Genomic DNA, 12,769 nt, shown 5'->3' with positions numbered 1-12,769 from the left:
ATAAACGATTGCGCAGTCCGCAAAGCAAAAAAGGAATAAGCGGCATGGGGCAGCACAAAACTCTGAGTAGCAGAGAGAATCAGGAATGAACAGCAGGTGGTTGGCAGGAATGTGACATATGTCACCAAATTTAGCGTTAGATTATTTTGTCATTTTTTATATGGATATGGGGCGTATATACCCAAAATAATTCGAGTTGTTGGTAGGCGGCAAGTGAACAAATCCCGATGAGCTTACTCAGGTAAGTGATTCGGGTTTGTGAGTGCAGCCAACACCCCTGCAACTTGAAGTATGACGGGTATAAAACGCCCCCCAGATCATTTCACAATGGTTTTCACACCATCAGCAGTACCAATCAACGCAACATCCGCACCACGGTTAGCAAACAGCCCCACGGTGACCACGCCTGGCAAGCCGTTAATCGCATTTTCGAGCGCGATAGGCTCAACGATGCTGAGGCCGTAAACATCAAGAATGATGTTGCCGTTATCGGTTACTACGCCCTGGCGGTATTCCGGGCGACCGCCCAGCTTGACCAGTGCGCGCGCCACGCAACTACGAGCCATTGGAATCACTTCCACTGGCAGTGGGAAGTTACCCAGGATGCCTACCTGCTTGGACGAATCGGCGATACAAATAAACTTTTCCGCGACAGACGCGATGATCTTTTCGCGGGTCAGTGCTGCACCGCCGCCTTTAATCATTTGCATCTGGCCGTTGATCTCATCTGCACCATCGACATAGATACCGAGGGTATCCACTTCGTTGAGATCGTAAACAGTGATACCAAGGCTTTTCAGTTTGGCGGTGGAAGCGTCGGAGCTAGAAACGGCACCATCAATCTGATGTTTGATAGTCCCAAGAGCATCAATAAAGTGTGCGGCGGTTGAGCCGGTACCCACACCGACGATAGTGCCTGGTTGCACGTATTGTAATGCTGCCCAGCCGACTGCTTTTTTCAGTTCATCCTGCGTCATGGTTAATTGCCTGTGCTGTGAAAACTGACGCGCATTATAGAGCAAGCCGCCAAAAAATGTCCTGCGATTGGCGCAGAACTCGGACGAACATTGCGGATTTGGTCTGGATCAGCGGCAAATTTATGTCATAGTGCAGCCATAACAAAAACAGGAGTCAGCAAACAACAATGAAACGCCCGGACTATAGAACGCTACAGGCGTTGGATGCCGTAATTCGTGAACGAGGGTTTGAGCGCGCCGCTCAAAAACTCTGTATTACTCAATCCGCCGTCTCGCAACGTATCAAGCAACTGGAAAATATGTTCGGCCAGCCATTGTTAGTACGCACTGTTCCGCCTCGTCCAACCGAGCAAGGGCAAAAGTTGCTGGCATTACTGCGTCAGGTCGAACTGCTTGAAGAAGAGTGGCTTGGTGATGAACAAACCGGTTCTACCCCGCTGCTGCTGTCACTTGCGGTCAACGCCGACAGCCTGGCAACCTGGTTGCTGCCTGCTTTAGCGCCGGTTCTGGCCGACTCCCCTATTCGTCTGAATCTTCAGGTTGAAGATGAAACCCGAACCCAGGAACGCCTGCGCCGTGGTGAAGTGGTTGGCGCGGTTTCCATTCAACCACAGCCATTGCCAAGCTGCCTGGTCGACAGACTTGGAGCGCTGGATTATCTGTTTGTCGGTTCGAAAGACTTTGCCGCACGTTATTTCCCGAACGGAGTTACCCGCTCGGCACTGTTAAAAGCCCCTGCCGTGGCGTTCGACCATCTCGATGATATGCACCAGGCGTTCTTACAACAGAACTTCGATCTGTCGCCGGGTAGCGTCCCGTGCCACATCGTTAACTCATCGGAAGCGTTTGTACAATTGGCGCGTCAGGGCACCACATGCTGCATGATCCCGCATCTGCAAATCGAAAGAGAGCTGAAAAACGGCGAATTGATCGACCTGACGCCAGGCTTGATGCAGCGCCGCATGCTGTACTGGCACCGCTTCGCACCAGAAAGCCGCATGATGAGAAATGTCACCGACGCGCTGCTTGAGTACGGGCATAAAGTTCTACGGCAGGACGCAGAATAGAAAAAGGCCGCAATCCAATAGCGGCCTTTTTTTTGTCGGATGGCGCTAACGCTTATCCGACCTACGATTTTACGATTTTACGATTTTACGATTTTACGATTTTACGATTTTGTAGGGTGGATAAACGCAAGCATCATCCGACCAACAATTTTGCGCTTTTGTAGGGTGGATAAGCGCAAGCATCATCCGACCAACAATTTTGCGCTTTTGTAGGGTGGATAAGCGCAAGCGTCATCCACCATCTATCAATGTCTTACTGTGCTGCTGGGGCTGTAGCCGGAGCGGAAGCCGCTCCCAGTTCAAACACCACATCAACCTGGTCATCAAACTGAATAGTCTGCTGATCGTAGGTATCCTGAGCAGAAACTGGTGCAGCTGCGTCAGCTTTCATCATCCGCACCATCGGCGCCGGCTGATAGTTAGAAACATGATAACGCACGCTATATACCGGCCCCAGCTTACTGTTGAAGCCTTCGGCTAACAGTTTCGCCTGACGAGATGCATCGTCGATAGCCGCTTTACGCGCTTTATCTTTGTATTGTTCTGGGTTTGCTACACCAAGCGATACGGAACGAATTTCGTTCAGACCCGCTTTCAGCGCGCCATCAAGCAACTCGTTCATTTTGTCGAGTTTACGCAGTGTGACTTCAACCTGACGCACGGCACGATAGCCTTTCAGCTGCGTTTTGCCATCTTTCAGATATTCGTATTCTGGTTGAGTGCGCAGGTTGGCGGCATTGATGTCTTTCTTCTCGACACCACTTTGCTGCAAGAAGGTCAGATACTGTGCAACGCGATCGTCAGCTTGTTTCTTAGCGGATACCGCATCTTTAGCAGACACATTGACTTCAATGGCGAGCGTGGCAATGTCAGGAACAGCATCCACGCTTGCAGTGCCGGATGTTACGATATGCGGGCCATTTGGCAACTCATCGGCCAATGCCGGAACCGAACCAAATCCAACTAAAGCGGCTAATGCCAGAGTTTTCAACTTCACTGTAATACCTCCATGCTACATTCCACTGTCATTCCGCCCGTAAAATCCACGGGCGTCTGGCAGCAAGCTTAGCCTGCAATGGTAACTTGTCTATCGGATTAAGGCGAATTAGCCTATCAGCGAAGAAATATGGTGCACCCCATCCGCCGCCAGTTGCAATGCGATAAACCACATCACCAACCCGACAACGCCGTTAATAATACGCTGCGCTTTAGCAGTGCGTAACCGGGGAGCAAGCCAGGCGGCGAGAAGGGCCAGGCCGTAGAACCACAGAATTGATGCACTCACGGTACCCAACGCAAACCAACGCTTTGGTTCATCGGCCAGTTGCCCACCGAGGCTACCGAGCACTACAAAAGTATCCAGATAAACATGCGGATTAAGCCAGGTGACAGCCAGCACAGTGGCGACAATTTTCCAGCGTCCCTGTTTCAGAACTTCCGCTGAAGCCAGTTCCACGCTGCTGCTCATCGCGGTACGCAACGCGCCCCAACCGTACCACAGCAAAAATGCCACGCCGCCCCAGGTCACAATGGCCAGCAACCACGGTGACTGCATCAACAGCGCGCTACCGCCAAAGATACCAGCACAAATCAGCAGCAAATCGCTGATTGCACAAAGCGAAGCAATCATCAGATGGTATTGGCGACGAATCCCCTGGTTCATAACAAAAGCGTTTTGCGGCCCGAGAGGCAGAATTAACGCAGCACCCAATGTAAGACCTTGAAAGAAATAAGATAACACGGTGATTTACTCTTCAATTTGTATCAATTGAAGAAGAGTTTAGTGGGGAAATATTATTAGAGGAAATGGATAATTTTAATGGTTTATAAGCAGAACTAATAAAACAGGGGCCAGCCGAAGCTGGCCCAGAAAAATCACTCTTGCGCAGGTTCTTTCACGCGTTTGAAATTCACATCCATTTGCGGGTAAGGGAAGCTGATCCCTTGCGCATCAAACTCACGTTTAACACGTTCCAGCACATCCCAATAGACGTTTTGCAGATCGCTGCTGTTGCTCCAGGCACGCACCACAAAATTAATCGCAGAAGGCCCAAGCTCATTAAGTCGCACGGTAATATCCCGGTCTTTCAGCACACGCTCATCACTAGTGATGATGTCGGTCAGAATTTGTTTAACCTTGTCGATATCCGAATCGTATGCCACACCGATGATGAATTCGTTGCGGCGCACCGGTTCGCGGGAGAAGTTAATGATATTCCCGGCGATAATTTTGCCGTTTGGCACGACGACAATCTTGCCATCCAGTGTGCGTAACGTGGTGGAGAAAATCTGCACATTCAGTACCGAGCCTGCAATACCGCCGAGATCGACATACTCGCCCGCACGGAATGGACGGAAGGTAACCAGCAGTACGCCAGCCGCCAGGTTAGAGAGCGAACCTTGCAGCGCCAGGCCGATGGCCAAACCTGCGGCACCCAACACCGCGATGACGGACGCAGTCTGGACCCCCACGCGCCCTAAAGCGGCAATTAAAGTGAAAGCGATGATGCCGTAACGCACCAGAGCACAAAGGAAATCAGCTACAGTGGCATCAATACTACGCGCTACCATCACGCGGTTGATGGTATTGGAAACCACGCGAGCGACAATCATCCCGACGATAATAATCGCCAGTGCCGCCACAATGTTGACGGCATAGCTCAGCAGTAACGCCTGGTTGCGCACCAACCAGCCTCCGGCATTATTAATACTGTCTACTACGTTGAGATCTTCCATTCACTGTTCCTTGTCATTACCAAAATTCTGCGCCTCAAAGGCACAACAGAGACTTTAAAGATTAAACAAAACAATAGAATATGCCAACTTAGTCACAATTTTGCCACAAAAATGCAAAAAACCCCGCACAAGGTGGGGTTTCAGATTGCTGACAAAGGGTGATAAATGTGTTTTGTAGGGTGGATAAGCGTTAGCGTCATCCACCATTTACGCCAGTTATGTCGGATGACGCTGCGCTTATCCGACCTACGAAGACGTTTGTCATCAGTCTCAAACCCCGCACAAGGCAGGGTTTCAGATTGCTGACAAAGGGTGATAAATGTGTTTTGTAGGGTGGATAAGCGTTAGCGTCATCCACCATTTACGCCAGTTGTGTCGGATGACGCTGCGCTTATCCGACCTACGAAGACGTTTGTCATCAGTCTCAAACCCCGCACAAGGCGGGGTTTAAAATGGCACTCACTTCTCTGCGATTTCAGGATGAGAGATTAAATCGAGTGCGTAAAGGTACGAGAAATCACATCCTGCTGCTGTTCACGCGTTAACGCATTAAAGCGCACCGCGTATCCAGAAACGCGAATGGTCAGCGTCGGGTAATTTTCTGGGTGCTCGACGGCATCCATCAGCATTTCACGGTTCATCACGTTAACGTTCAAGTGCTGCCCGCCCTCGGTTCTTACATCGTGATGGAAATATCCATCCAGCAGACCCACCAGGTTTAACTGGCGCACTGCGTCATCTCGTCCCAGCGCGGCAGGCACAATTGAGAAAGTGTAAGAGATGCCATCTTTCGCATAACTGAACGGAAGTTTAGCGACAGAGGTTAATGACGCGACCGCACCTTTACGATCCCTGCCGTGCATCGGATTTGCGCCCGGGGCAAATGGCATTCCGGCACGACGGCCATCTGGCGTGTTACCGGTTTTCTGTCCATACACCACGTTTGAGGTGATCGTCAGGATCGATTGTGTCGGCACCGCATTGCGATAGGTTGGCAGCGCCTGGATCTTCTTCATAAAGCGCTCAACCAGATCGCAGGCAATGGCATCAACGCGATCGTCATTATTACCATATTGCGGATATTCACCTTCAATAACGAAATCAACCGCCAGCCCAGTCTGGTCACGCACCGGTTTTACCGTGGCGTACTTAATCGCAGAAAGCGAATCCACCGCGACTGACAAACCGGCAATTCCACACGCCATAGTGCGATAAACATCTCTGTCGTGCAGTGCCATCAGCGACGCTTCGTAGCTGTATTTGTCGTGCATGTAGTGAATAAGATTGAGCGCAGTCACGTATTGCGTCGCCAGCCAGTCCATAAAGTGATCGAGGCTATTCATCACCTTGTCATAGTCCAGCACGTCATCCAGCAACATCGGCATTTTCGGCCCAACCTGGATTTTTAGCTTTTCGTCCATACCGCCGTTGATGCAATACAACAGCGTTTTTGCCAGGTTGGCACGTGCCCCGAAGAACTGCATCTGTTTGCCGATCACCATTGGGCTGACGCAGCAGGCAATAGCGTAGTCATCACTGTCAAAATCACAGCGCATCAGATCGTCGTTTTCGTACTGTAACGATGAAGTTTCGATGGACACTTTGGCCGCATAAACCTTGAACGGCTTCGGTAAAGCTTCCGACCACAGGATAGTCAGATTCGGTTCTGGTGCCGGCCCCATGGTGTAAAGCGTGTTCAAATAGCGGTAGGCGTTTTTGGTGACCATTGTGCGCCCATCAAGCCCCATACCGCCGATAACTTCTGTCGCCCAAATTGGGTCGCCGGAGAACAGAGAGTCAAATTCCGGGGTACGCAGGAAACGCACCATACGGATCTTCATAATGAAATGATCGACTAACTCTTGTGCCTGAAGCTCTGTCAGCACACCCGCTTTAAGGTCACGCTCGATATAAATATCGATAAACGAGGTAGTGCGGCCCAGTGACATCGCGCCACCATTTTGTGATTTCACCGCGGCCAGGTAGGCAAAATAGAGCCACTGCAATGCTTCCTGCGCATTGCCTGCCGGACGAGAAATATCAAAGCCGTAATTTGCCGCCATTTCCTGAATTTGCAACAAAGCACGGCGATGTTCCGACAGCTCCTCGCGCAGACGGATGACATCCTCAAGCTTTTCTCCGCGCTCCAGTTGATTTTGCAAGTCAGCAAACTGCAACTCACGTTCGCGCACTAAATAAGCGATGCCGTACAACGCCACGCGGCGATAGTCGCCAATAATGCGACCGCGCCCATAACCGTCCGGCAGGCCGGTCAAAACACCCGATTTGCGGCAGCGCAAAATATCTGGTGAGTAGACGTCAAACACACCCTGATTATGTGTCTTACGCAACGAAGTAAACTGGTATTCGAAGTCTGAGTCCATTTCACGACCATAAGCTTCAAACGAGCTTTTGATCATGTTGATGCCGCCATACGGATGTAAGGCGCGTTTCAGCGGCTTGTCGGTTTGCAAACCGACGATTTTTTCATGTTCTTTGACGATGTAACCCGGAGCATGCGCAGTAATCGTCGTGGCAATATTGGTATCGAAATCGACTGGCGCATGGGTAGCATTTTCGATGCGAATGCCATCCATCACCTTTTCCCACAGTGCGGTGGTCGCCGGAGTTGCGCCCGCTAAGAATGATTCATCACCCTCATACGGCGTATAGTTCTGCTGGATAAAATCCCGAACATTAATTGCCGTTTTCCATTCAACGCCCGAGAATTGCTGCCAGGCATGGGAATAATTTTCGTTGGTAATATCAACATCCACTTTCATTACTTCATCCTCTGTACAACATTATTAATTCAGGCGTATTCCGTGATACGACATTCTTTTCCTAAATGCAGGGCATCAAGCGCAATCATTTTTTCTTCGTTAGTCGGAATGACCGCGCAAACGATGGCAGAGCTGTCGCTGGAAATAATTCGCTGCCCGATACGATTAGGTTGGTTATTTCTTTCAATATCCAGGTCGATACCAAATACACGCAACCGTTCTGCCACCAGGCGACGAATCAGTATTGAATTCTCACCAATACCGCCGGTAAAAATAACGCCATCAAAATTATTTAACGAAGCAGCATGGGCGCCTATGGTTCGGGCAATGCGGTGAACAAAAGTTTTAATCGCTAATTGCGCACGCACATCGCCATCATGCCAGGCTTTTTCCAGAGTGCGCAAATCTGACGATAAACCCGAAAGACCCAGCAGGCCGGACTCTTTATTGACGACTTGTTCAAGGTCGTCCATCGATTGCTGGGTCTGACGAGCAAGCCAGGCCATTGCGCCAAAATCCACGTCTCCGCAACGGGTGCCCATAATCAGCCCCTCGAGCGGTGTCATACCCATTGAGGTATCAACGCTTTCACCATTTTGAACCGCACAAACCGAAGCTCCATTTCCTAAGTGAGCAATCACCAACCCTGAATTTACTGGGTTCAAGCCAGGTAACTCACCCGCTTGCTGGGAGACATAGCGATGCGACGTGCCGTGGAACCCATAACGGCGAACCCCGTACTCTTCAAAATAGCGGTATGGCAGGCCGTACAGATAAGCTTCAGGCTTTAATGTCTGATGGAAACTGGTATCAAATACCGCGACCTGTGGAACATCCGGGAAACGAGTCCGCGCAGATTCCACCCCGTGTAAATTGGCGTAATTGTGCAATGGTGCCAACGGTGAAACCTGGCGAATCTGTTCTATAACCTCATCGGTAATTAAGACTGACTCACTAAATAAAGATCCACCGTGGGCAATACGGTGACCGACAAAAGCCACACTATCGATTAAATTCCGTATTTCAAGTTCAGCGGCTATTGCAGAAAGCGCTTCTTCATAATTCTGGTGAGCCAGAATAACTGGCTCTCCATCATTGACCGTTAAAAAAGCTTTCTCAGTATTAATACCCTCACAAATTCCGGCTAAAAGTACATCGCAAGTTTCTGCATCTAATACTGAGAACTTAACCGAAGAAGAACCACAGTTAATCGTCAACACTACCGGATAATCATTCATTTTTAAATCCCACTCATCCTGAGCCAATATACCCAAAATAATTCGAGTTGCAGGAAGGCGGCGACGCAGGGAATCCCCAGAAACTTACTTGAGTAAGTGACTGGGGTGAGCGAGAAAGCCAACGCACATGCAGCTTGAAGTATGACGGGTATCGAAAATAATTAGATAAGCTTGTAAACAATATTAAGAATGGTCAGCAAACCAATTACTGTGACAAAAATGTTTTCAGTTTTTCCTTTATATTTCGCCAGCGCAGGTGTTTTGCGAATCGCATACATTGGCAGCAGGCAAAGCAGTGAAGCGATAATCGGTGCCCCCATGGCTTCGATTAAATCGAGGATGTTCGGGTTTGCGTAAGCCACAACCCAGGTCGACCCCATGATAAACACCATGCTGATGAGGTTGAGCTTCCCACCGGATACTTTGGTTTTATCCCCTTTGTAGCCAAACTTGAGGACCAGGCCATTGAGCCCTTCGAGGGTGCCAAGATAGTGACCAAAGAAGGATTTGAAAATTGCCACCAGAGCAATAATCGATGCGCCATATTCAAGCGTGGTGGCGAAAGTCGATTTTGTGCCAGACATTGAGGAGAAGTGGTTCGCCAGGTATGAAAGCACAGGAATGTTTTGCGCTTTGGCTTCCGCCATATTTTGTGGAGAAAGCGTGAACAGACAGCTAAAGGCGAAGAACATCACGACGGCAACCATCAGCATGCTGGCGCGAGAGATAATCTTCGAACATTTGTCTTCAGTGTACTGCTTGCCAAAATCTTGCTCATACTCTTCACGTTTGGAAACCACGAACGAAGAGACAATCGGTGAGAAGTTAAAGGAGAAGACCATGATGGAAATACCCAGCCATACGGTCACCAGAATGCCATCACTGCCGGTAAACGAAATATCACTTAGACTGACTTGATCGATAACCGCAGAGTTCCAGTAAGGAATCAGCGACACGGAGATCAAGATTAAGCAGGCAATGAAAGGGAACACCAAATAGCTCATCACTTTGACCATCAGGTCTTTGCCAAAGTAGATAACAAAAGCCATTAACAGCAGCAGGAACAGTGCCACCACACCACGGTTAAGCGGCATGAGCTGGAGCTGGTTTTCCCAGAATGTCATGAAGGTGTTGGTGATGGTGACACCGTATATCCACAACAATGGGCAGATGGCGAAAAAGTACAGGAAGGTAATGACCACACCACCTGTTTTACCAAAATGTTCTTCAACTGTTTCAGTGATATTTCCGGAGGGATTGCTGCCTGAAAGACACAAACGCGCGAGCGCCCGGTGGCAATAGAATGCTATCGGAAAGGCAAGAAACAACATGATGAGAATTGGAATTAAACCGCCATAACCGGCACGAATAGGGAAAAATAAAACCCCGGCACCGATGGCCGTTCCAAATAAGCCTAATGTCCAGGTAGTGTCAGATTTGCGCCATTGCGATGTAACTTTTTGACCAACAAGTGTTGCATCTGTATTACTCATAATAAAATTCCTTTAAGTAATTTTATACGCGTTATATTTCAAGCTGCATCGCTATTATCTGTGATGCAGCTTTAATTATTAGGGGGATTAATCTACTGAGCCTGTAATCTGCGAAACACGCGAAAGGTCGATGTTCCCGCCAGAAATAATACTGACTGTCTTACGCCCTTTAATATAGTGATCTAACTTGCCGCTTAATAATGCCGCAGTGGCTAATGCGCCAGCACCTTCAGTGACGACTTTATTACGTTGAATCAGTGCCACCATGCTATTACGAATATCATCTTCACTCACTAATACAATATCAGTCACTAATTTCTTGACAATTTCATAAGTGATTCGGCCAGGGCGCGCAACATCACAACCATCAGCTAAAGTACCTGATGTACGATGCGACATAAGCTCACCTTTATAGAACGAGGCTGCCATACCATGCACGTTTTCAGCCTGAACGCCGATGATATTAATTGTCGGGTTAATGGATTTAATCGCCAGCGCAATACCGGCAATTAAACCACCGCCGCCAATAGGTACAATCACGTTATCGACGTCGTATAAATCTTCGAGGATTTCGAGGCCGATAGTCCCCTGACCAGCAATCACTTTTTCATCGTCATACGGTGGAATGAAGATACGTCCTTCCATCTCAACGATTTCACTCACTTTGGCGATAGTGTCGTTGAAGTTATCGCCGTGCATCACAACTTCGGCAGAGTAGTCAGAGGTTGCGGCAACTTTAGATTTTGGTGCGCCATTAGGCATCACAACTTTGCCGTTAATACCAAGGATGGCACAAGATAGTGAAACACCCTGCGCGTGGTTACCTGCAGAACACGCTACTACCCCTTTGCTTTTTTCTTCTTCGGTTAAAGAACTCAGCTTATTAAAGGCACCGCGTATTTTAAATGAACCGGTACGCTGCATATTTTCAAACTTTAAAAATATTTCGCCCTTGCAGCATTCGCTAAGATAATTTGAGCGTGGCATTCCTGTTTTATAGATATAACCAGCAAGTCTTTTCTTTGCTTCTAGTACATCAATAATAGTGACAGGAAGTTCATAGTCGATATGCATGTTGACCTCAACATTTTAAAAACAGAAATATAGGCGGTGATAATATAATCAAATTATCACTGGGAATTGTTTATAGAATTCAGTTCAATTACTGAGTTTAATTAAGCTACTTCAGTTAATTGATTAAATTGAAACCGAGTACGTAATGAATGTTTTTTCGCAAGCTCAACTAATGTTGCTGCCGATTGAGTAATTCGATAATTTTTAGACCATACGGCGGCATAACGAGCGATGGGTAATTTATCTTCCACAGGGATTTTAATAAATGAGTTGGAGCCAAATGGAGAAATCATATCTCGTGGAATGACCGTCAGGAAATCAGCATTCAATACGAGATTATAAATCGTGACGACTGAGTCTGTTTTAACGATGTTTTCACTCTTAATATTATTTTTTTGCAGCGTGGTGAGAAGTTCACTGTAATATCCCATTTCCGTTTGCGGCAACACCCATTGTTCTTGCGTCAGATCGCTAAGCGTTGTTGTCCCTTGAATCTTCCGGGTTCGGTTCGCTACCAGAATGAACTCTGACTCAAACAATGGTTCGATATGCAGATCCTGTAACAACATCTCGTCGCTCAATGTACCAATCGCAAAATCCAGACGACCATCGCGGATTGCAGGTAAGAAAGAGGACAGTTGAGCTTCGAACATCGAAACCTGAGCCTGTGGGAAAACTTCTTTAAACTCTTTCATCATCCCTGGCAAAAAAGTAAAACCAATCAGAGAGGGGTAACCGAATGAAACATCGACCACACCGTTGCCGACCATTTGATTCATTTCACTACACAGATTTCTCAACTCACGTGTGATGGACTCTGAGTAAGTCAGTAGAACTTTGCCTGCTTCGGTTAATTTTACACCGGTATTTTTTCTGATGATAAGTTCTAAGCCAAAATAGGCTTCCATATCACTAATAATTTTGCTGACCGCAGGCTGAGTCAGACTAAGTTGTTTTGCAGCAGAACCAAATGAACCACTCCTCACCACTTCCTGAAAGACAAGCAACTGTTGTGTTTTAGGTAATGTATTATTGTCCATGAAGTTCTGCGCCTAATTAATTTCCATGCCGCAGATCATAACGAATAGTGATACCGATGTTATGTGGCTTGACTCACAAATACTCGACCATCAATTGCATACAAAGCAGTCAAATAAAAAATATCATTTAAAAACAATGAATTACAGAATGACAATCTGCCCTTAACATGATGAATATCAACCTTATATACCCTGATAAAATAAAGTTATGGAGATAATTTAAACATATAAGCTTAGATAAGCCGCTGTTTATGCTGTTTTTTATTATGGCAAGAGAAGATTTATCTTAAGTGGACTTCACGATATTAAACTAATTTTGTTATTTTTAAAATTTAATTAATGAAAGCTCTAATAATATTTG

At 47.5% G+C, this 12,769-nt stretch carries 10 protein-coding genes; 1 reads left to right on the top strand and 9 read right to left on the bottom strand.

Annotated features, from left to right (window positions below; translation table 11 throughout):
- Window positions 1-317 precede the first annotated feature (317 nt).
- Window positions 318-977 carry a ribose-5-phosphate isomerase RpiA gene (gene rpiA / locus MES37_RS08185; protein WP_064543615.1) on the bottom strand — a complete coding sequence of 220 codons (660 nt, stop codon included), beginning with the start codon at window positions 975-977 and terminating at the stop codon, window positions 318-320.
- 167 nt (window positions 978-1,144) lie between these two features.
- On the opposite strand from rpiA, the gene argP reads away from it, so the two are divergent.
- Window positions 1,145-2,044 carry a DNA-binding transcriptional regulator ArgP gene (argP, locus tag MES37_RS08180; protein ID WP_064543613.1) on the top strand — a complete coding sequence of 300 codons (900 nt, stop codon included), beginning with the start codon at window positions 1,145-1,147 and terminating at the stop codon, window positions 2,042-2,044.
- Window positions 2,045-2,297: 253 nt separating this feature from the next.
- On the opposite strand, the gene MES37_RS08175 is transcribed toward argP, so the two are convergent.
- The 8 genes from MES37_RS08175 to tdcA all read right to left on the bottom strand — a co-directional run bounded on the left by MES37_RS08175 (window position 2,298) and on the right by tdcA (window position 12,408).
- Window positions 2,298-3,041, bottom strand: a complete 744-nt coding sequence (locus MES37_RS08175; protein ID WP_064543611.1) for an oxidative stress defense protein — start codon at window positions 3,039-3,041, stop codon at window positions 2,298-2,300.
- 108 nt (window positions 3,042-3,149) lie between these two features.
- Window positions 3,150-3,785, bottom strand: a complete 636-nt coding sequence (gene argO, locus MES37_RS08170) for an arginine exporter ArgO (protein WP_064543610.1) — start codon at window positions 3,783-3,785, stop codon at window positions 3,150-3,152.
- 134 nt (window positions 3,786-3,919) lie between these two features.
- Window positions 3,920-4,780, bottom strand: coding sequence for a small-conductance mechanosensitive channel MscS (locus tag MES37_RS08165; protein WP_064543608.1), 861 nt, complete (start codon window positions 4,778-4,780; stop codon window positions 3,920-3,922).
- 488 nt (window positions 4,781-5,268) lie between these two features.
- Window positions 5,269-7,563: a formate C-acetyltransferase gene (gene pflB, locus MES37_RS08160; protein ID WP_237930972.1), complete on the bottom strand. Its 2,295-nt coding sequence runs from the start codon at window positions 7,561-7,563 to the stop codon at window positions 5,269-5,271.
- Between the two features lie 29 nt (window positions 7,564-7,592).
- Window positions 7,593-8,801: a propionate kinase gene (gene tdcD / locus MES37_RS08155; RefSeq protein ID WP_121814920.1), complete on the bottom strand. Its 1,209-nt coding sequence runs from the start codon at window positions 8,799-8,801 to the stop codon at window positions 7,593-7,595.
- Between the two features lie 161 nt (window positions 8,802-8,962).
- Entirely contained in the window at window positions 8,963-10,294 is a 1,332-nt protein-coding gene (gene tdcC, locus MES37_RS08150; RefSeq protein ID WP_064543604.1) for a threonine/serine transporter TdcC, read from the bottom strand.
- Between the two features lie 87 nt (window positions 10,295-10,381).
- On the bottom strand, window positions 10,382-11,368 hold the full coding sequence (gene tdcB, locus MES37_RS08145) for a bifunctional threonine ammonia-lyase/L-serine ammonia-lyase TdcB (protein ID WP_064543602.1): 987 nt from the start codon (window positions 11,366-11,368) through the stop codon (window positions 10,382-10,384).
- Window positions 11,369-11,469: 101 nt separating this feature from the next.
- Entirely contained in the window at window positions 11,470-12,408 is a 939-nt protein-coding gene (gene tdcA, locus MES37_RS08140; protein ID WP_064543600.1) for a transcriptional regulator TdcA, read from the bottom strand.
- Window positions 12,409-12,769 lie beyond the last annotated feature (361 nt).

It is taken from the genome of Buttiauxella sp. S19-1 (assembly GCF_022134725.1).
Classification (GTDB): Bacteria; Pseudomonadota; Gammaproteobacteria; order Enterobacterales; family Enterobacteriaceae; genus Buttiauxella; species Buttiauxella ferragutiae.
The sequence above is the reverse complement of the archived record's forward strand: the minus strand, read 5'-3'. Positions and strand labels throughout refer to the sequence as shown.

Excerpts from the sequence above, each read along its gene's own strand:
- tdcC (WP_064543604.1), bottom strand. The coding sequence starts at position 10,294 with ATGAGTAATACAGATGCAACACTTGTTGGTCAAAAAGTTACATCGCAA.
- MES37_RS08165 (WP_064543608.1), bottom strand. The coding sequence starts at position 4,780 with ATGGAAGATCTCAACGTAGTAGACAGTATTAATAATGCCGGAGGCTGG.
- tdcD (WP_121814920.1), bottom strand. The coding sequence starts at position 8,801 with ATGAATGATTATCCGGTAGTGTTGACGATTAACTGTGGTTCTTCTTCG.
- argP (WP_064543613.1), top strand. The coding sequence starts at position 1,145 with ATGAAACGCCCGGACTATAGAACGCTACAGGCGTTGGATGCCGTAATT.
- tdcA (WP_064543600.1), bottom strand. The coding sequence starts at position 12,408 with ATGGACAATAATACATTACCTAAAACACAACAGTTGCTTGTCTTTCAG.
- pflB (WP_237930972.1), bottom strand. The coding sequence starts at position 7,563 with ATGAAAGTGGATGTTGATATTACCAACGAAAATTATTCCCATGCCTGG.
- tdcB (WP_064543602.1), bottom strand. The coding sequence starts at position 11,368 with ATGCATATCGACTATGAACTTCCTGTCACTATTATTGATGTACTAGAA.
- rpiA (WP_064543615.1), bottom strand. The coding sequence starts at position 977 with ATGACGCAGGATGAACTGAAAAAAGCAGTCGGCTGGGCAGCATTACAA.